Source organism: Aeromonas molluscorum 848 (assembly GCF_000388115.1).
Taxonomy (GTDB): Bacteria; Pseudomonadota; Gammaproteobacteria; order Enterobacterales; family Aeromonadaceae; genus Aeromonas; species Aeromonas molluscorum.
Genome location: NZ_AQGQ01000066.1, coordinates 1 through 20,155 on the forward strand (window position 1 = coordinate 1; position 20,155 = coordinate 20,155).

At 62.1% G+C, this 20,155-nt stretch carries 7 protein-coding genes and 1 pseudogene; 1 reads left to right on the forward strand and 7 read right to left on the reverse strand.

Annotated elements, in window-relative coordinates:
• Positions 1-1,115, reverse strand: a pseudogene (gene pyk, locus G113_RS10675) (pyruvate kinase); the annotation flags it as partial.
• 148 nt (positions 1,116-1,263) lie between these two features.
• Entirely contained in the window at positions 1,264-2,118 is an 855-nt protein-coding gene (locus tag G113_RS10680) for a MurR/RpiR family transcriptional regulator (protein ID WP_169510552.1), read from the reverse strand.
• 350 nt (positions 2,119-2,468) lie between these two features.
• Between G113_RS10680 and glk the strand changes: the two genes are divergently transcribed.
• Positions 2,469-3,437, forward strand: a complete 969-nt coding sequence (gene glk / locus G113_RS10685; RefSeq protein ID WP_005901208.1) for a glucokinase — start codon at positions 2,469-2,471, stop codon at positions 3,435-3,437.
• Between the two features lie 189 nt (positions 3,438-3,626).
• Here the strand turns inward: glk and G113_RS10690 are convergent, their stop codons facing one another.
• From G113_RS10690 to G113_RS10710, 5 genes are read right to left on the reverse strand one after another with little or no spacing between them, the layout of a single operon-like run.
• The gene (locus tag G113_RS10690) at positions 3,627-5,726 is read right to left on the reverse strand and encodes an HlyD family efflux transporter periplasmic adaptor subunit (protein WP_005901210.1); all 2,100 of its coding nucleotides are present in this window, start codon (positions 5,724-5,726) and stop codon (positions 3,627-3,629) included.
• Positions 5,726-7,066, reverse strand: a complete 1,341-nt coding sequence (locus tag G113_RS10695) for an efflux RND transporter periplasmic adaptor subunit (protein WP_005901211.1) — start codon at positions 7,064-7,066, stop codon at positions 5,726-5,728. Before G113_RS10695 ends, G113_RS10690 begins: the two co-directional genes overlap by 1 nt.
• Positions 7,063-7,800, reverse strand: a complete 738-nt coding sequence (locus tag G113_RS10700; protein WP_005901213.1) for an efflux RND transporter periplasmic adaptor subunit — start codon at positions 7,798-7,800, stop codon at positions 7,063-7,065. Before G113_RS10700 ends, G113_RS10695 begins: the two co-directional genes overlap by 4 nt.
• 40 nt (positions 7,801-7,840) lie before the next feature.
• The gene (locus G113_RS10705; RefSeq protein ID WP_040319130.1) at positions 7,841-9,367 is read right to left on the reverse strand and encodes a TolC family protein; all 1,527 of its coding nucleotides are present in this window, start codon (positions 9,365-9,367) and stop codon (positions 7,841-7,843) included.
• Positions 9,368-9,382: 15 nt separating this feature from the next.
• Positions 9,383-20,140, reverse strand: a complete 10,758-nt coding sequence (locus tag G113_RS10710) for a VCBS domain-containing protein (protein ID WP_269077634.1) — start codon at positions 20,138-20,140, stop codon at positions 9,383-9,385.
• Between the last annotated feature and the right edge of the window lie 15 nt (positions 20,141-20,155).

Sequence of the window (20,155 nt, forward strand, 5' to 3'; positions counted from 1 at the left end):
GGTTGGCGGCATACATGGTCGACATGGCCACCGCCTCTTCCACCGAGGTGAAGGTGTAGCTCATGCGATGGTTGGAGACATTGATGCTGGGGTGCTTCTCTGCGCCCACGCAGACGCTGGCCATGGAGGTGACCGTCTCGATGGGGAACTGCCCGGCTGCTGTCTCGGCGGAGAGCATGACGGCATCGGTGCCATCGAGCACGGCGTTGGCCACGTCCATCACCTCGGCCCGGGTCGGCAGCGGGGCGTTGATCATGGACTCCATCATCTGGGTGGCGGTGATGACCACACGGTTGAGGCGGCGGGAGTGGCGGATCAGCTTCTTCTGCACGCCGACCAGCTCGGGGTCGCCAATCTCGACGCCGAGATCGCCACGGGCCACCATGACGGCGTCGGCGCCGAGGATGATGTCTTCCATCGCCTCGTCGGTGGCGACGGTTTCGGCGCGCTCTACCTTGGCCACTATCTTGGCGTTGGAACCGGCTTCGCGGGCCAGTTCGCGGGCGTAACGCAGATCATCGCCACAACGGGGGAAGGAGACGGCCAGGTAATCCACGTTCATGCGGGCGGCGGTCTTGATGTCTTCTTTGTCTTTCTCGGTCAGGGCCGGGGCTGAGAGGCCGCCGCCTTGCTTGTTGATGCCCTTGTTGTTGGAGAGGGGGCCCGCCACAGTCACTGTGGTGTGAATGCGGGTACCTTCCACGCGCTCAACCTTGAGCTGCACCCGACCGTCGTCGAGCAGCAGTATATCTCCCGCCACCACATCATCGGGCAGGCTCTTGTAGTCGATACCAACTTGTTCCTGGCAACCATCACCTTTGCCCAGCGCGGCATCCAGGATGAAGCTGTCACCGATGGCCAGGTAGACCTTGCCATCCTTGAAGGTGGACACGCGGATCTTGGGACCCCTGCAGATCGCCCATGATGGCGACGTGGCGGCCCAGCTTGGCGGCGATGGTGCGCACTTGCTCGGCCCGCTGGATATGGTCTTCTGCACTGCCGTGAGAGAAATTCATTCGCACCATGTCTGCCCCGGCGCGGATGATCCCCTCGAGGATCCCTTCGCGGTCGGTAGCAGGACCGAGTGTGGTCACAATTTTTGTACGTCTTGGCATGAAAGACTCCAGTTTGAAGTTGATATGACTTGAAATACTGTCCTGGCGGGCAGAGGCCCAAACGCCATCGGAGGGGATATTGTTGCTAAATGACAATACTACACAATGGCGGCGGGTACACCTATCGGGGCACTGGGCCCCCGTCAACTCAGGCTGAGTGAGGTGTATCAAAGCGGGATTCGCGCAGACCTTCCTTGACCTTCTTCAGGTTTTCACGAAATTTCATGCCACGGCGCAGGGTGAAGCCGGTGGCCAGCACGTCGACCAGGGCAAGCTGGGCAATGCGCGAGGCCATGGGCATGTAGACATCGGTGTCTTCTGGCACGTCCATGGAGAGCACCAGATTACACTCGCGTGCCAGGGGAGAGTCCTTGGCCGTCATGCCGATGACGGTGGCATCATTCTCGCGGGCCAGGGAGGCGATCTCGACCAGGGCCTTGGTGCGGCCCGTGTGGGAGATGAGCACCACCACATCCCCTTCACTGCTGTTGATGCAGCTCATGCGCATCATGACGATGTCATCGAAGCTCACCACAGGGATGTTGAAGCGGAAAAACTTGTTCTGGGCATCCCGGGCCACGGCGGAGGAGGCGCCCAGACCGAAGAAGCTGATCTTCTTGGATTGGGTCAGGATATCGACGCAGCGATTGATGGCGGAGATATCCAGGCTGTTCTTGGCCGCATCCAGACAGGCCATGGTGGACTCGAAGATCTTGGCGGTGTAAATCTCGGGGCCATCTTCGGCTTCGACATGGCGATTCACATAAGGAGTGCCATTGGCCAGGCTCTGGGCCAGGTGCAGCTTGAAGTCGGGGAAACCCTTGGTGTCGAGACGACGGCAGAAGCGGTTGACCGTGGGTTCACTGACATCGGCCAGTTTGGCGAGGGCGGCGATGCTGGAGTGGATGGCCGTCTGGGGAGAGGCAAGGATCACCTCGGCGACTTTGCGCTCCGATTTACTGAAACTTTCCAGATTGTTCGTAATCTTATCGAGGGTATTCATCATTACCACCAGGCTTTCTTGTAATTTAGCTTCAGTGTCTTTGCACTAAACAGGGGGCTAAAAAGGTTTCCAATTACGCCGATGACTATATAAGACAAGCGCTTATCGGAACTAATCTCAGCCCTGTAAAGTATGACTCATGTCTAATTATTTCGTTATTTTAGTTACAAATTTCCAGAACCCTTTTGAAACCGCTTACAAATGTTGCAAAGCAACAACACTGTGAGCTCGCGCACGTTTGTGGTGTCTGGCTCCCCTCGCCAGCGAGCGCCTCGGGTAGAATCCCAGCCAAATAATAAGCTCGGGTGTCAGCACTGCCGGGCCCTTAACGAAGGAACGAAGGAGTGATTATGCAGCATACCCATGCCCTGGTTGGCGATGTCGGCGGCACCAACGCCAGGCTTGCTTTGTGTGAATTGAGCTCAGGCACCATCACCTTGCCAAAGACCTATTCCGGATTGGAGCACCCCTCCCTGGAGGCGGTGATCCGTCTCTATCTCGCCGAACATCAGGTGCTGGTGAGTGAGGCTTGCATCGCCATCGCCTGCCCGGTCAATGGTGACTGGGTGGCCATGACCAACCACAGTTGGGCATTTTCCATCGAGCAGATGCAGGCCAACCTGGGACTGGCTCGTCTGCTGGTGATCAACGACTTCACCGCCGTCTCCATGGCGGTGCCTGTGCTTGGTGAGGATGACAAGATCCAGCTCGGTGGCGGCCAAGCCCAGCCAGGCAAGCCGGTGGCCATCTATGGGGCGGGCACGGGCCTTGGGGTCGCGCATCTGGTGCAGGCCGCGGGCCAGTGGCTGAGTCTGCCGGGAGAGGGGGGACACACTGACTTTGCCGCCAACACGGAAGAAGAAGATGCCGTGTTGCAGGTGATGCGCGGTGAGCTGGGCCATGTCTCGGCCGAGCGCTTCCTCTCCGGCCCCGGGCTTGTGAATCTCTACCGTGGTCTGGTCAAATCCGATGGTCGCGAGCCAGCCGAGCTGGCCCCCAAGGACATCACCGAACGGGCGCTGGCGGGATCCTGTCTCGATTGCCGTCGCACCCTGAGCCTGTTCTGCGTATTGATGGGACGTTTTGCGGGCAACCTCGCGCTCAACATGGGCACCTTTGGCGGCGTCTATATTGCCGGTGGCATAGTGCCGCGTTTCCAGGCGTTCTTCCTCGCCTCCGGCTTTCGGGTGGCGTTCGAAGACAAGGGGCGTTTCAAGCCCTATCTCAAGGAGATACCGGTCTTCCTCATCACTCATCAGGGGCCGGGCTTGCTCGGCGCGGGCGCCTATCTGCGTCAGGCCATGGGGATAGCGCTCTGATTCAGCCCCAATTAAGCCACGGCGGCTTATAGTGAACCCACGCATTCAAGACTCGTGAGGTCCGCAGGACGCGGAGTAGCGAGTCACCCGCTGAGTGTGTTTGTCACCTGACAAAGCCTGAACTGTATTTACCGGCCCTATGGGCCGGTTTTTTTATGCCTGTGTTTTGATGGGCTTACCAAAGAGGATTTAGAAACCGCTCTCGCGCAGCAGGACAGACGCGAGCTGGGTTGCCGCCTCGCCGAGCAGGCTGCGCTCGCTGCCGCTCAGCACGACCTTGCCCCGGGTCTCGCGCAAGCTGGCGGGAGCCTGCCCGAGCTGGATGCGCACCAGGAACAAGGTGTGGGTCGGCACCAGATCCTGCCCCTGGTTGCTGGTGGCGATGGGGCCACCAAAGCGGGAGCTGAGCATGGGGTACTTGAGCTTGCCGGCCCGGGTCGGGGCTATGTCGACCAGGGTGCCGGACAGGGGGGCGAGGACGCCGTCCGGGTAGAAGCGAACCTGACTGCCCAGTTGCAGGCGAGCAACATCGTCGGCCGCCACATACGCATCGAGCTGCCAGCTGCTGGGATCGACCAGTATGCCGACCGCTTGCTCGCTATTGAGCCACTGACCCGGCTGCCATTCGGGATCCACATCCAGCCAGAGGCCATCGAAGGGCGCTTGCAGCTTGAGCCTTGCTATCTCGGCGCGGGTAGCACTTGCCTCCCGGTATTGCACCCGCAGCCGCTCTCTCGTCGCCGTTTGTTCATTGAGACCCTGGGGATCATCCACCATGCCGCCCAGGCGAGCGCCGTAGCTCTGTATGTTCTGTTCATTGCTTCGTACCTTCCAGGCCAAATCCGGATCCACCAGTTGCAGCAGCGGCTCGCCTGCCTTGACCGGGCCAATGGGGCGCAAGGCGTCCAGTCTGGCGGGGAAGGGGGTAAATACCGGCAGTTGCCGCTCGGCGCGGGCCACGCCGCTGCCGTTGATTTCGCTGTGCCAGGGCAGGGCCAGCAGGGTGAGCAGGGTGAGCAGAGAGAGACCGAGCCAGAGTCGGCGGGGCCGGGCGACCTTGGCCCGCTCCTGCCACCAGTGCTTGAGCTCCCGCCAGACGGGCAGGAGGATGAACCAGCTGATTTCGACGCAGAACAAGAGGATCCCCAACAGCTTGAAGAAGAGTAAATAGACGGCGACGGCGATACCGAGAAAGAGCACCAGTCGGTAGAACCAGGTCGCCACGGCGAAAGTGATCAGCAGGCGACGCTTGGATGCCGGGAAGGGTTCGGGCCAGGGCTCCATCAGACCGAGCAGGCGACGGCGCATGGCGACCCGGGCCAGGGCAGAGGCGCGTTCATGCAAGTTCGGGAAGTTGAGCAGATCCGAGAGGATGAAATAACCATCGAAGCGCATGAAGGGGCTGGCGTTGAGGGCCAACGACAGTATCCAGCTGGTGGTGGCGAGATAGAGCAGGCCGTTGCGCAGTGCCCCGTCTGCGCACAGGGCCCAGCCCAGGGTGGCCAGCCCGGCCAGGGCCAGTTCGGTCAATATGCCGGCACTGGCGATGGCGAGCCGCTGGCGGGAGTGCGCTAGCTTCCAGCTCTCGCTGGTGTCGGTATAGAGCATGGGCCAGAGCACCACGAAGGCGATCCCCATGTGAGCGACCCTGACCCCCTGGCGTGTCGCCACCAGGGCGTGGCCCATCTCATGCAGCGTCTTGGCCAGAGCGAGGGCGAGGGCGAAGCTGAACAGCCCATCGAGGGAGAAGGACTCCACCACCGCATGAGTGAATTGATCCCACTGTTGCAGTACCAGGAGTATGCCGAGCAGGCTGGCCCCGAGTACAACCCAGCCAGTGAGGGGGTGAAACAGCCAGCCGAGCCGGTTCACCAGTGCTTGCAGCCGGGCTTGGGGACGCAGCAACGGCACCCGGAAGAAGAGGTAATGGTGCAGCCACCAGCGGCCGGTGAGCCAGGCCTTGCCCTCGCTCGCCTGGCGCAGTCGCTCCACGGCCTGAGGGCTGGGACGCAGCAGTTGGTGACGTTCGAGAAATTGACAGAACCCCAATATCTGCTCCACCTCCGGGTGGAGGGCCGTCTCGGCGGCGATGGCCTGTTGCAAGCGGCGCGGGGTCTGTCCGGCCCAGCGCACCAGGCACTCGAACTCAAACCAGCCGATGCGGTAGAAGCGATTGACCACCTTGTCCTGGATGAGCCAGGCCGGTTCCCCATCCGGGTTGCGGCCAGTCGGGCAAAGCTGCAGGTCGTCACGCAGGGCTGGCAGGGGGAAGTCGGCGGGGTCCAGCATCAGAGCCCGCTCCAGGCGCGCAGGGCGGCCAGGGGGCGACGCAGCAGATAGTAGCCAAGCAGTACCCGTTCACCATAGAGTTTGGCGGTGCCGTGCAGGCCAAGCCGCGCGTGATCAGGGGCCTCTTCTATGCTGGCCAGCAGGCGATAGGCAACCACACCCTCGGCGTTGGTCTGTGCCTGATAGCTGGTCTCCAATATTTTGCCGCGCAGGGGCTGCAAGGGGTAGGCAGTGAGGAAGAGGGCCACTTCGGCGCCGGGCTCAAGGGCGATGGCATCGGCCACCGGCAATTGGATGCGCATGGCGGGGCGGGCGGGATCCGCCAGCTGCATGATGCGCTCCCCGGTCACCACCGGCTTGCCGAGCCAGTCATTGGCATCGCTGAATACGGCGACCCCTGCGGCGGGGGCCAGCACCTGGCTGCGGCCCAGTTGCAACTGGACGCCATTGAGTTCGGCTCGCTTCTGTTGGGCGCGGCCGCTGAGCAGGGTCAACTCCCGCCGACTCTGGGGGTTGTCAAAGGCCCGCTGGCTGGCGGCGAGCAGCTCGGCGTCGGCGACCGCGACCTCCTGGGTCAACACTTCCGCACGGTTGCGAAGGGTCGTCTCATCGAGGCGAAACAGCGGCGTACCGGCACTGACCGCCTGATTGGGGCGCACCTCCACCTCGGCGATGACCCCCGCCAGCGGGCTGCTGATCACCTGGCTCTGGCGCGACACTATCTCGGCTGGGGCCAAGGCGCTTTGGCGCACCGGGATGAGCAGCATGAGCCCGGCCACCAGGGCGACCAGCAGCAATTGGCGTCGACTCGGTCGCCAGCCCAGCAGCCGTGGCTGGTGGGTCAGGCTATGCCAGCAGTAGGCCCAGGTCTGCCAGACCCCCTGCATCAGGGTCAGCAGAGCCGCGGGTGGCTCCGCTTCCAGCAGCAGGCAGACCAGGCCGAGCCTGCCCCCCTCTGGCTGCTGGATGGGGATGCACAAGACGCCGTCCGGCCACCATTCACTCCAGCCGTCGACCAGCGATTCAGGCAGGTCTAGCGCCTCCCGCGCCAGCCAGCAAGGTTCCTGGCCGACCGTCTGCTCATTGAGCCAGCGGCTCGCCTGCTCCAGCCAGATAAGGTAGGGGGAGTCCTCGCTCGGGCGGGCCAAACCGGAGACGCAGAGCAGCTCCTGGGCCTGACCGTGGTGGGCGAATACCAGCGCCTGATGGAAGGGCAACAACTGATAGAGGTCGTTGGCCATGGAGAAGGCGAGGGCGTTGAGGCTGGTGGCCGCCATGGCCCTGTCCCGCAGCGCGGTCAGGGCCAGCAGCAGCTGGGGGGAGGGGAGCCGTTCCGTCATTGGGTCAGGCGGGCGACGCCACTCATGCCAGCGACCAGCTCGGGATAAGATGCCTCCAATCTGGCCTCCAGCTCGACCGTCTGGGCCACGGCATCAACCCTGGCATTGATCCGGCTCACCTTGGCCGGGTAGGCCTTGCCCGTTTCGAGCACATTGACCTCGAGGGGCTGACCCTCCTTGAGCGTTGGCAGCAGACGGGAAGGCACGTTGAGCCGCACCTTGAGCGGGCCATCACTGACCAGGTCGAACAGCGGGGTGCCGGCACTCATGGTCTGATAGGGTTTGGCCTGCACCTGGGCGATGCGGCCAGCAAAGGGGGCCTTGACGTCACAATAGCTGCTGCGGGCACGGGCCAGGGCATCGGCCCCTTCGGCGCGCTGCACCCCGGTCGAGGCGATGGCCACTTCGAGATCGCCAACGGCATCAAGCTTGCGCAGGCTCCTCTTCGCACTGAGATCCTGGCGTGCCATCTGCAATTCAGCGCGGGCGACTCTGGCCTGAGCTTCCCCTTCCCGGCAGTCGAACCGAGCCAGCGTGGCCCCCTTCTTCACCGTTTGACCGAGTCTGCCCTGAAGTTCACCCAGGGTGCCGCTCATCTGGCTGGAGAGGGTCGCCTCCAACTCGGCGGCGAGCAGGATGCGGATCGCATTGGGATCGTCCTGGGCCGCGCCCAGGTTGGGGATGGCGGCACTGACCGGGAGGGGGCTCTCGGCTTGTGCGGTCAGGGGCAGCATGAACGCCAACCACAGCCAGGGCCCGAATGGGCGCCCGGGCTTAGCGTGCAAGGGCATAAGGAACCCCTCTGTTGGTTCCAATCAGCTCCTTTCTGGCCTGGCGCTTCATGGTCACTTCGATGGCATGAGACAGGGTCTTGATGTCGTTCTGGGCGATTTCGTCGGGCTGCACATCCAGGCCGACCGAGTTATAGAGCCGTCCCCATGCCGCTTGAGCCTGGGAGTATGCCGCCTCGCGCTGATAGCGCGACAGCAGGTAACGGCCTTCGGCCCGGATCACCTCGAGTTCGGAGCCCTGGCTGCTGGTGTTGGCGGCTTTGGCATAACTGAGCAGGCTTTCGTCGACCCGCAGACTCTCGTTGGCGAAGGCGACCTCCTGGGAGGCCAGGTTGTAGCGCAGCACCCCGACCCTGACCTGGGTCAGCACTGCCATGGAGAGGGCGACCCGACGGGCGTCATCGGTGGCTTCCTGGGACTCTTCCAGGCTCCAGATAGCAGGCAGTTGCAGGAATTTGAGCAAGTTGAGGGAGACCTGCAGACCCGCTTCGGACCAGTGATTGTTGTAGAGATACTTGTTGGAGTCGTAGTTATAACCCCAGTTCAGGCCGACATTGGGCCAAAGCTCCGCCTTGGCAATCTTGATGTCTTGCAGGTTGGCGCGCTTGCGGTACCACTCCTCCATGATCTCTGGGCGGTTCTCCAGTGCCATCTGCTCCAGGCTGTCGACTCGCTGAGTCAGGACCGGCAGATTGGGCTCTGGCTCATCGGCCAACACCATCTCGCTGCCGGGGGGCAGGGACATGAGGGCGGATAGCTCGGCACGGGCGAACTCCAGATCCTGGCGCCGCTGGTTGAGCAGGGAGACTGAGTCGATCAGCGCGCGTTGATAGGCAAGGGCTTCCTGACGAGGCAGCAACCCCTGGGTTTCGGCCTGACGGGCGGAATCGAGCGCCATCTGGGTGCGAGCCATCAGCTTGTCGACCTGAGGCAACAGCCGCTGGGCACCGAGGGCGCGCCAGTAGGCGCTGCGCACATCCTGCAACACGTTTTGGGAGACCTTGCGGCGGCGCTCTTCCGCCATCATCACCTGATCGCCCTTCTGCTGACTGCGGTAGTAGGCCACGCCAAAATCGAGCAGGCTCCAGCTCAAGCCAAGACCGCTCAGGTCGCGGTAACGCTCCTGGGAGGTCGAGGCCCGCAGACTCTCTTCCCTGTCTTCAATACCGATAGAGGTGCCGCCGGAGTCGTTGCTGCGGCTGGCATAACCGGCCGAGGCGACTACGCGGGGCAGCATCTCGTAGCTGGAGAGGTCGTGCAGGTTTGAGGCCAGTGCCCCTTCCATCAGCTTGAGGCGATAGTCGAGGTTGTACTTGAGCGCCCGGGCCGCCGCCTCATAGAAGGTGATGGGATGGGTGACGGGCTCCTGCTGGCCATACATGAGCTTGCGATCCTGACGGATCCTCTCCTGCTTGTCCTGCGGGGTGTAAACCTCGGGCGGCAGGGCGCTGCAGGCGCCCAGCAGCAAGGTGGATGCGAGAGTAAGTGGTCGAAGAGCGTGTCTTGGCATCATCTGTCCTTAGAATCAAACGCCTGATTTGGTCACAAAGGGTTGATTATCCCCTTTGGGTGCGGCGGGACGCCCTGCGGCATCTTGTAATTGTCGAGTAAAGCTGTTGGCTTTGGTCGGCCGCTCGCCCTGGGACGAGGGGGCCTTCATATCTTGTGGTGTCAGGGCAAACAGGGATTCGTCGCTGAGCAACCCATCGGCATTGAGATCGACCCGGCCATGGCGGCCGAGGAAGCTGGCCAGATCCAGCTCCTGTGCCATGGCACTTTCCAGTACGCTCTGGCTGACGAAGGTGCCCTCAATCTGGCCCAGGCCATGGCCTATGCTCTGGCTGTGGATCTCCTGGGGCATACCGAAGAAGAGCTGGCTGCCATCGGAGCGATCGCCGCTGGCATCGAGTCCCAGCCCGACCCGCTGCACCACAGGGGTGATGAAGATGGCCGGAGTGACATCGGGTAGCCCCGTCTGCTGCGCAGTGTCTATCTGCCTGTCGAGCTGATGGGGGCCAACCCCGCCTTTCTCGGGAGGCGGTACATAGGGGGCCGAGATATCGAGATTGATGGTCAACTGGGCCAAGTCGGTGGCATTGCTGCCATCCCCCAGGGTGTAGGTGAACACATCCTGCAGTACCTGCCCCAGGCCCGCGGCCGCCAATACCTCTTTGTTGGTCAGATCGATGGTGTAGCTGTAGCTGCCATCCCCATTGAGGGTGAGCCAGCCATAACGGCCTGCCAGAGGCTGACCGAGCTGGCCTGCCTGGCCGCTGCCGTTCTCGCTGCCACTGCGTACCGCCGTGACCTGCAGGGGATCATTGGCGTCGACATCGCCGTCGTTGGACAGCACATTGCCCGAGGTGTGGGGCGGCTGGACTTGATCGTTTGCGACCGCGCTGTCATCCCGGGCCACGGGGTTGTCGTTGGCTCCCTGAATGACCAGAGTCAGGCGTGCTTCGGAGAAGGCGCCTGCCTGATCGCGCATCTGGTAGCTGAACACCTCGGTGAGGGTCTGACTGGCCGAGCGCAGTGCCTCGACCTCAGGATTGTCATTGTCGACCAGATAACGATAGCTGCCGTCGCTATTGAGAATGAGCTGGCCATAGCGCCCTTGCAGGGTCTGGCCCGCATTCACGCGGGTGCCGCTGGCCGTGCTGACGGTGAGCACCGTCTTGGTCTCGCCATTGGCCTGGCTGTCGACGTCGGTGTCGTTGTCCAACACGTTACCGCTCGGGTCCAGACCTGCGCCCGCGTTGTTCACGCCGCCCGCTTCAATGGCGGTGGCCTGGTCATCGACGGCGATAGGGGTATCGTTGCTGCCGCGAATAGTGAGGGTCAGGGTGCTGGCGCTGCCGACGCCCCACACATCCTGGATCTGATAATCGAACACCTCGGTCAGAGTCTGATTGGGGCCCCGCAGTGCCTGCACGTCGGCCAGGGTGTTATCCAGGGTGTAGTGCCAACTGCCATCGGCATTCATGACCAGATCCCCATAACGGCCACGAAGCACAGTGCCAAGGCTGGCCCCCTGACCATCGGCGTTCTGCACGCCAGTCACCGTCAGGGTATCTCCTTCCAGATCCGTGTCGTTGCCGAGCACATTGCCGCTGGGATCCAGGCCCGGCTTGCCGTTGTTGAGCCCGCCCGCCTCGATCACCTGGGCCTGATCCGGATTGGCCTCGGGGGCATCGTTACGGCCTCGAATGGTGATCGTGAGCTGTGCCAAGTCGACGCCGCCAGCGAGATCCTGTGCCTGATAGGTGAAGTTGTCTCTCAGGGTCTGCAGGGGGCCCAGGCCTTGCACATCGGCATTGTTGATATCCAGCACATATTGGTAGTTGCCGTCGAGGTAGAGCGTCAGGGTACCGTACTGGCCGGTCAAGACCAGAGGGGATCCTGGAGTGACGGGGGCCAGGCTGCCACCGGCCAGCTCTTCACCGGTACGGCCTGCCGTCAGGGTCAGGCGATCACCACGGTCGACATCACTGTCATTGGTGAGCAGGTTGCCGCTGGGGTTTCTGACGTTTCCGGCGCCGTTGTCGGCCACGGCAATGCCATTGTTGTCCTTGGCGACGGGGGCGTCATTGGCTCCTTCGATTCGAATGACGAGGTTGGCCGAGCTGGTGGCCCCGTTGGCATCACCCATGCTGTAACTGAAGCTGTCAGTCAGAACATCGGCACTGGTACGCAGGGCCTGCACCGCAGCCAGACTGTTGTCGACAACATAGCTGTAGCTGCCATTGGCATTGAGGGTCAGCCAGCCATAAGTGCCTCTGAGCGGGCTGCCCAGCAAACCGGCGGTGCCGCTGCTCGCAGTGGTGCCGGTACGGACGGCATTGACGGTCTTCGTCTCGTTGACGTTGGCCGAATCGGGATCAGTATCGTTGCTCAGCACATTGCCGGTGGCATTGCTGCCCGGGTTGCTGTTGTTGACGCCCCCCGCCTCGACGGCTGTGCCGGTATCATTGACTGCCACCGGTGTGTCATTGCGACCCTGAATGGTGATGGTCAGGGTAGACGCGCTGACCAAGCCAGCCAGATCCCTCATCTGATAGTCGAACACCTCGCGGAGCGTTTCCCCTGGCAGCAATTTTTGGACGTCGGCATTGTTGTTGTCGAGTACATAGCTGTAACTGCCATCCGCGTTGAGGGTGAGGGTGCCATAGAGCCCGTTGAGGGCTGTGCCGGGGGCGGCGTTGTTGCCAGTGAAACTGACGCCGGTGACGGTGGGTTGCTCACCGTAGCGATCCGGATCCGTGTCGTTGAGGAGGACGTCGCCAGTGGGGTTTGTACCCGCAATATTGTTGCCGACACCACTCGCTTCGATGGCGGTTGCTATATCGGCGATGGCGGTGGGCGCATCGTTGGCACCCTCAATGGTGATGGTGAGGCTGGCCTGGCTGCTTGCGCCTGCGGCATCCACCATGGTGTAGTTGAACGCATCGGTCAGGGTATTGCCAGACAGACGCAGGGCCTGCACCGCCGGGAGGTCGTTGTCGACCACGTAGCGGTAGCTGCCGTCGCTGTTGAGGGTCAGCCAGCCATAAGTGCCTCTGAGCTGGCTACCAATAGTGCCCGCTGTGCCGCTGCCAGTGGTGGCGCCGGTCCGTACTTCGCTGATGGTTTTGCTTTCAGCCAGGTTGGCCGAGTCGGGATCGCTGTCGTTGTCGAGTACGTTACCCGTGGCATCACTGCCTGGGGTGGTGTTGTCGGTGCCGCCCGCTTCGACGGCTGTGCCGGTATCATTGACTGCCACCGGTGTGTCATTGCGACCCTGGATGGTGATAGTCAGGGTGGAGGCGCTGGTCAGTCCACCCAGATCCGTTATCTGATAGTCGAAGAGTTCGGTGAGGGTATCTCCGGGCAAGAGCTGCTGCACGGTCGCGTTGTTGTTGTCGAGCACATAGCGATAACTGCCATCCACATTGAGAGTCAGGGTGCCATACTGGCCCACCAGCGCGGTGCCTGGGGTCGCACTATTGCTGCCAATACTGACCCCGGTAACGGTGAGTTGCTCACCGTTGCGATCCGGATCCGTGTCGTAGCTGAGCACGTTGCCGGTGGCATCTGTGCCCGGGGTGGTGTTGTTGAGGCCCCCGGCCTCGCTGGCGGTGCCGACATCGGCGCCGGCGGTGGGGGCATCGTTGGCCCCTTGAATGGTGATGGTGATGTTGGCTGAACTGGTGGCGCCAGCGGCATCAATCATGGTGTAGGTGAAGCTGTCGGTCAGGGTATTGCCAGACAGGCGCAGGGCCTGCACCGCCGGGAGGTCGTTATCGACCACGTAGCGGTAGCTGCCGTCGCTGTTGAGGGTCAGCGAGCCATAAGTGCCTCTGAGCGGGCTGCCCAGCGAACCGGCAGTGCCGCTGCTCGCGGTGGTGCCGGTCCGTACGTCATTGACAGTTTTCGTCTCGTTGAGGTTGGCCGAATCGGGATCGCTGTCGTTGTCGAGTACGTTACCCGTGGCATCACTGCCTGGCGTGGCGTTGTTGACGCCGCCAGCTTCGAGGGCCGTACCCACATCATCCATGGCCACGGGGGCATCGTTGCTGCCATTGATGGTGATCACCAGGGCGGCGATGTCGTTGAAGTTGCCAAGATCCGTGACCCGGTAGCTGAAGGTCTCGGTGAGGGTGTCTCCCTGGCGCAGGGCCTGGACGGTGGCGTTGCCATTGTCGATCACGTAGCGATAACTGCCGTCAGCTCCCAGGGTCAGGGTGCCGTACAGGCCGACGATCACGGCGCCATTGGCACTGGTGCTGGCGGTGGGCACATCCACTATCTGGCTCAGATCCGTGACCGGCCCCAGCGCCACCTTGCTGACATGCTTGCCATCGCCGTTATCTATGTCTGAGTCGTTGCCCAGCACATTGCCGATGGCGTCCGTGCCTGCCTGGCCGACCCCTTGCTCGGTGGCGCTGCCTCCGTCATCGCTCGCCACGGGGGCGTCGTTGGCGCCCTGGATGGTGATGATGAGACTGGCCTGGCTGTTGGCACCGGCCAGATCCAGCAGTTGGTAATCGAACTGTTCGGTCAGGGTGTCACTACTGAGTCGCAGCGCTTCCACCTCGGCATTGCTGTTATCGACCACATAGCGATAACCGCCATCTTGCAGCAGATAGAGGGTGCCGTATTTCCCTGCCACCGTGACGGGGGTATCGGCCGAGTCAGGAGTGGCGCTGTTACCGGTATTCACGCTGCTGACCAGGCCAAGGTGCAGACTGTCGCCATTGGTGGCGATATCCACGTCGGTGTCGTTGTTCAGCAAGTTGCCTTGGGGATCATTGCCGGGCAGGTTGTTGGCCGTGCCACCGGCTTCGACGGCGGTGGCACTGTCGTTGTTGGCAATGGGGGCATCGTTGACCGGGTTGATGGTGATCAGAATATTGGTGGTCGCGGTCAGGGCATCCTCGGCGTTGCCGGGGATACCATCGCCATCGAGCGAGTCCCCAAACTGGCCGTTGTCATTGATCAGCACCGAGAGGGTATCGCTGCCGTTGTAATCCTGATTGCCACGGTAGTTGAGGGTCAGCAGGGCGGCGTTGAGGTCAGCCAGGCTGCCGGTCAGCACCAGCTGACCGCCGCCGTTGTTGCTGACGACGTCAAGGCCGGTGGTACTGCCCAGGGAGAGCACCCCATGGCCCACCGTCAGGGTGAGGGTGAGGTCGCCGCTGCCCGCGTCTATGTCGGCAACCGACAGACCGATGATGTTGAGATCCAGATCCTCATCCACGGTCTGGCTCGGGTTGGGGTTGCCCAGCGTGGGGGCGTCATTGAGTTCCACATAGCCGATGTTGGCACCCTCTTCATACTGGCCCGCATCTATCCCCGACTCGGTGAGTGTGATGCCAATCTGACCCAGTGCCCCGCCATCGCTGTCGATGCGTACCTGCAGTGTACCGGCGCTGGCGTCCGTGATGGTGCTGCCCGCCGGGCCGTCGAGGCGGTAGACACCGGAGGGCAGGATGCCGAAGGAGAAGCGGCCGTTGCCATCCGTGGTGGTGGTGAAGCTCTGGTTGTCCCCCGTGGTGGCGAGATCGCCATCCAGCCCGCCCCAGACCAGGGTCACCTCCTGGTTGGCAAGTCCCGGGCCATCGGGGCTGGCATCACTGTCCGCGCTGGCGGTGTCGTTCCAGAGGGTGCCGCTGATGATACCAAGGCCCGCCGCGCTGGTGAGCACATAGTTGTTGAGCGTATTGCCTGCGCCATCCTGGCCGGTGCGTTCGCCACCGACATCCCCATCCGTCCCGACGCTTGAGCCACCCCAGCTGGTGAAATCTTCCGGCAGGCTGGACCAGGTCAAGGTGGCATCGGTGCCGGCAATGGTGGTGTCGTTGGGCAAATCAACCTGATAGACCAGGGTCACCTTGGCGCCCGGATCCAGCTGGGAGAAATCGACGGCGAAACTGCCCCCTTGGGTGACTGTGATGCTGACGCCGGGAGGCAGGCCAAAGTTATTGCCGCTGTCACCGCTGTCATAGGTATAAGTGATGCCGTCCTGCACTATGGTCAGGCTGGTGAGAGCATAGTTGCCGCCGCCGGGGAAGCCATCGGTCAGGCGCGGCTCAAAGGCCGTCATGGTGCCAGTTTGCTCGAAGCTTATCTGGACGCTGGCACTGCCAGTGTTGCTGCCCGGATTGGCATTAAAGCCAACCACCGTCTTGTCCAGGCTACCCAAGGCAGGTTCGATGATGTCCTGATAGATAGTCTGGCTGGTGCCGCGCTGGGTCAGGTTGTTGGCATCAGCGCCCACATAGTCCTTGGCGATGACGCCGAGCTGAGTGCCAGCCTGATTGCTCAGTATGTTATCAACCCGTACGTTGAACTCGATGGCGATCCCTTCAAGGTCACTGTCCGAGTCCAGGTTGCTGATGTCGCCCAGGCGGAAGATGATGGTCTGATTGCCATCGGCATCGGTCACTATCTCGATCTGACCGGCGTCCAGCATGCCTTGCAGCTCGCTGGCCAGGGTGGGGGAGATGGCTTGGGCTTCGCTGCTGCTGCCATTGCCAATCACGTCGGCGTTGGTGATAGCGCTGCCGTCCAGGCTGCTGCTGAGCCCCCCGCCATTGGAGATGAAGGCCAGACGTACCTGATCCTTGTCGAGGAAACTGAGTCCCTTGGGCAGGCTTATGCGCAGTTCATAGTTGTCGTTGTTCCCCTCCGGGATCAGGGCAACCACTTTGTAGCGGATGATCTCGCCCACCGTCACCTGCTCATTGATGGCATCCGTGGCGCCACCGCCGGTTTCGGTCACCCCGCCCACCCGGGAGATGAGGATGCCGCTGGCGATGGGGATCAACCCCTGGCTGACGGCGCGATAGTCATTGAGGATGCCGTTGCCCGGCACACCATCGGCGCCGGTCCGCTCGCCAGTTGGGTCTGCACTGGTGCCGACGCTGCCGTCCAGGCTGGTCCACTGCACCTCGGCCTGGTTGTTGATCTGGGCAAAATCGGTGGCGGTGGCCAACACCACGCCGCTGACGTTCACAACCAGCTGCTTGCCAACCGCGATATCCAGATCGGCATCCGCCTTGGTCTGCAGCACGTTATTCACTATCTCGAACTGGCTTGTGACATCGATGCCGTCATAGAAGACGGAGAGCAGCGTGTAGTTGTTCAGTTGCTCGGGCAGATTATCGGTAAACCGAATGTCGAAGGCATCCAGCGGGCCGCTGTTGTCTACCACTATCTGTACTGTGACGAGATCCCCTTGTTCGAAACCGTATTCGGGAGGAGGGTTCACCAGATCCTGGCTGATGGTGAGCCTGGGCTCCTGAATGATGGCATTGGGGGCCGGGGTCGCAGTGACATCACGCAGTTGGGCGCTGCCTCCCGCCACATCACCATCGGGATCCTGGTAGTGCAGGACGGCGCCATTGCTGAGCGTGACGCCATCCTGGTTGCTAGCGACGTTATCGGCGATGAGGCGCACCCGGATGGTGAAGCTGTTGTTATCTTCGTTGTTGTCGGCATCGGCGCTGCTGACGGTGAAGCTGAACCGGGCATCGGCGTCATTGGTGCCCAGTCCGGATCCGCTCAAGGTGGGGTCGCTCACCGAACCGCCAAATCCGGTGGTGATGAGTTCGTATCCCTTGCCCCCGTTGTAGCTGGTATCGAGCTTGAAGCCGGGGGGAATGAGGTCGTCGATGCTGAGCTGCTGGGTGCTCCCCTCCGGCAGTTTCACCACTATGTCGTAACCCATGCTCTCGCCGATCACCAGATTGGCACCCGAGGTGTGACCGGCGCTGGAGGCGTTGCCCGCATCGCCACCGGTGAAGTCGATGGTGAGGGTGGGGGCGGCGATCTGCTGGCCCGCCGTGTCGGTCAAGTCCGTGGGGGTAAAATCGTTGCCGTTATCTATGCTGGCGTAGTTGCTGAGCACGGCGCTGGTTTCCAGGGTGCTGCTGGCCTTGATGTCATCGGCGACCTGCACATCGTAAGTGATGATGACGAGGTTGCTGCCAAGCACGTCGGCGTCTGAACCATCCCGTCCTGCCAGCAGAGTGGCTTGGCCCCCCGCATCGAGGAAGCTGATGGTATTGCCGCTGACCTGGTAATCGGTGCCCAGCACCAGCAAGGTGCCATCGCCGCGATAAATCGTCAGGTTGGCATCGGCCAGGGAGCCATTCACGAAGGAGAGGCCGCTGGGCAAATTGATGCTGGTGACCACATCGAAGGCGCCACCACCGCCGCGGTTCTCGATGGCGGTGGACAGGCGCAGGGCATCAGCGCCGTCTATGTCGGTGACATCGCCATTCACCGCGCTGATATCGGTCACTGGGGCAGTGAAAGGCATGCCGCCAGAGCCGGGGGGATTCCAGGCGCCAGTGGCACCGGAGACTGTGCCGTTGCTGGAAGAGACGACGCCGTGGCCGATGGCGAGATCCGGTTCGGCGACGGAGGTGATGACGGTGACATCCGAGCTGCTGAGCTGAGTCTTGTCCAGGGTGGTGACCTGGCTTGACTGGGCAAGCACATCGAGTGCGCGCTGATCGGCGAAGGGTTGATCGCCGACCGTCAGGGTAAAGGCTATCTCGATACGGCTGCCGTTCAGGTCGCTGGTGGCATAGTTGCCAAAGTCGAAGATGAGGGAGTTGCCCGGGCCATTGGTGACACTGACGATGTTGCCCAGGTTGGTATCACCACTGCCGAAGTGCCACTGACCGGCGCCTGTGCCTTCCGTCCAGTTGATCCCGCTGACATCGAACAGTGGCAGGGGCAGATAAACGGTGAGTTTGAACTGCTCATAATCCCCGGTGACCAGATCGTAACTGAGCTGGAAGGTGACATCATCGCCGGGATGAAGTTCGACGGCGCCCCCCGGATGACCGCCGCCATTGATATCGGTGAGGTCGATGGCGACCTGGCTGGTGGGGATACGGGTGGTGGTCTGGGAGCTGTCAGACTCGCTACCACCGGTCAGGTTGACATTGCTCTCTACTATGGTGGCGGTGACGCTGGCACTGTTGCCAATTACGTCGCCCTCATTGATCTCGCTTTGGGGGTTTCCGGCCGGGGGGGTATAGCTTTGGCTGATCAGGGCGCTATAGCTCAACAGTGCCAGCGTGGCGCCCTGCTGGTCAGTGTCAAAGGCGAGATCGCCAGCCAGCCAGCTCATCAGCGGGAAGGCGTTGGCCAGGGACTGGCCTATGTCGAAGGTGATGCTGGTGGTGCCATCGGCATTGAGGGTCTGGCTGTAGACCAGCGCGATGGTTTCACTGACCCCGTTGCGGGTCAGGGTCAGCGTCGGAAAGTCGGTCAGCGTCTGACCATCGCTCAGGGTGTCGGTCACGACAAACTGACCCTCGCCAAAGATAGTTTTTCCGAAGGCAAAGTAGTCAGACAGCGCCATCTTGACGCTGTAATCCAGGGTATCCCCCGGGCTGATACCCGCCTTGCCGCCATCGACGCTCAGGGTGACATCTTTTTGCAGGGCGATGGATCGGGCGGTGAAGGTGACTATGTCGCCCTGGCCTGCGAAATCTATGCTGGTGGCCGGTGCCGTCAGATCCCTGGGGTCGAGGGGAACCCATTCGCCGCTGGCAGTCGGGGCATCGATGACTATCTGTACCGCATCGCCGCTGTTGGGATCTATCACCTGCTGGCCGTTGGCATCGGCATCGGGCACGTAAAACTTGACCAGGGTATCGGTGGCGCTGGTCAGGGTGCTGTATTCGACCGTGAAGGCGCTGATGAAGAGGCTGTCACTATTGATGGCCTCATTCATCAAGGTTGGATTGGTGATGACACGGCCATCGGAGAGGGTGATGGAGGTCAGGGTGCCGTTGGCACCGGGGATGATGGCGGTCACCTGCATATTGGCTGGCAGGGTCTGGGTGATGACCACATTGCTCAAAGGTTGGCCGTCGGCCGGAATGGCGGTCAGGGTCAGGGTATGACCGAAGTTGGGGCCGGTGGCCGTCTCCCCTTCCCGCATGTCCAGGCTTTGTTCGAAGCTGATTACCGTCGGGTTGACCACAAAGTTGTGGATGCTGCTCTCGACCAGGCTGGGGTCGCTCTGGGGGTTGTTGAGGGAGTCATTGCCGTACTGGAAGCCGCTGCGGGTGCCTATGATGAGGCTCGGCGAGCCATTGGAGTAGCTGGTGTCGGCCAGATTGCTCAGCCGCGCCGTGACCTCGATGGCAATGTCCGGCTGGCCCTGGCTCAGGCTGCCAAAGGGGATCTCCAGCACTATCATGGTATCCCCGGCCCTGAGCCCGACATCGGCCGCCCTGATGATGAGCGGGTTGCCATTGCTGTCGACCGCGAGCGGGTGGGCTGCGTTGCCGGAAGCGTCGAAGACGACCTGATGGAACTTCAGGGTCTGATCCAGATAGGTTGCCTTGACGAAGCTGATGCCATCGTCGCCATCCTTGCCCGTGCTGGGCAGGTAGAGATCCACATAGGGGGCATAGCCAATCTGGCTGGAACCATTGCTCAGATTCACCGTGAACTCGAAGGTATCACCCAGCAGAACAGTGCCGCTGCCCGTTGGCAGGCTGGTCTCGGGACTGGCGTTGGCGAGCAGGCTGTCGAAACCTTGCACGGCTTCCCGGCTGAGGGCCAGCGGTTGATCGATAAGGCCGCTGCGCACCTCCAGATCCCAATCTCCTCCCTTGTTGCTGGCGCCGGTATCGTCGCTAGAGGCAGCCACATCGGCCCCGGTCCACTTGGCCAGGGCACTGACCAGGGCCTGGCCTGAGTCGCCGGCGCCGACCCGGCAGCCGTAGAGCTGGATATCGGCATTCTCGCTCAGATGGTTCTGCCAGCCTTGCAGCTGCTGGGCGACGCT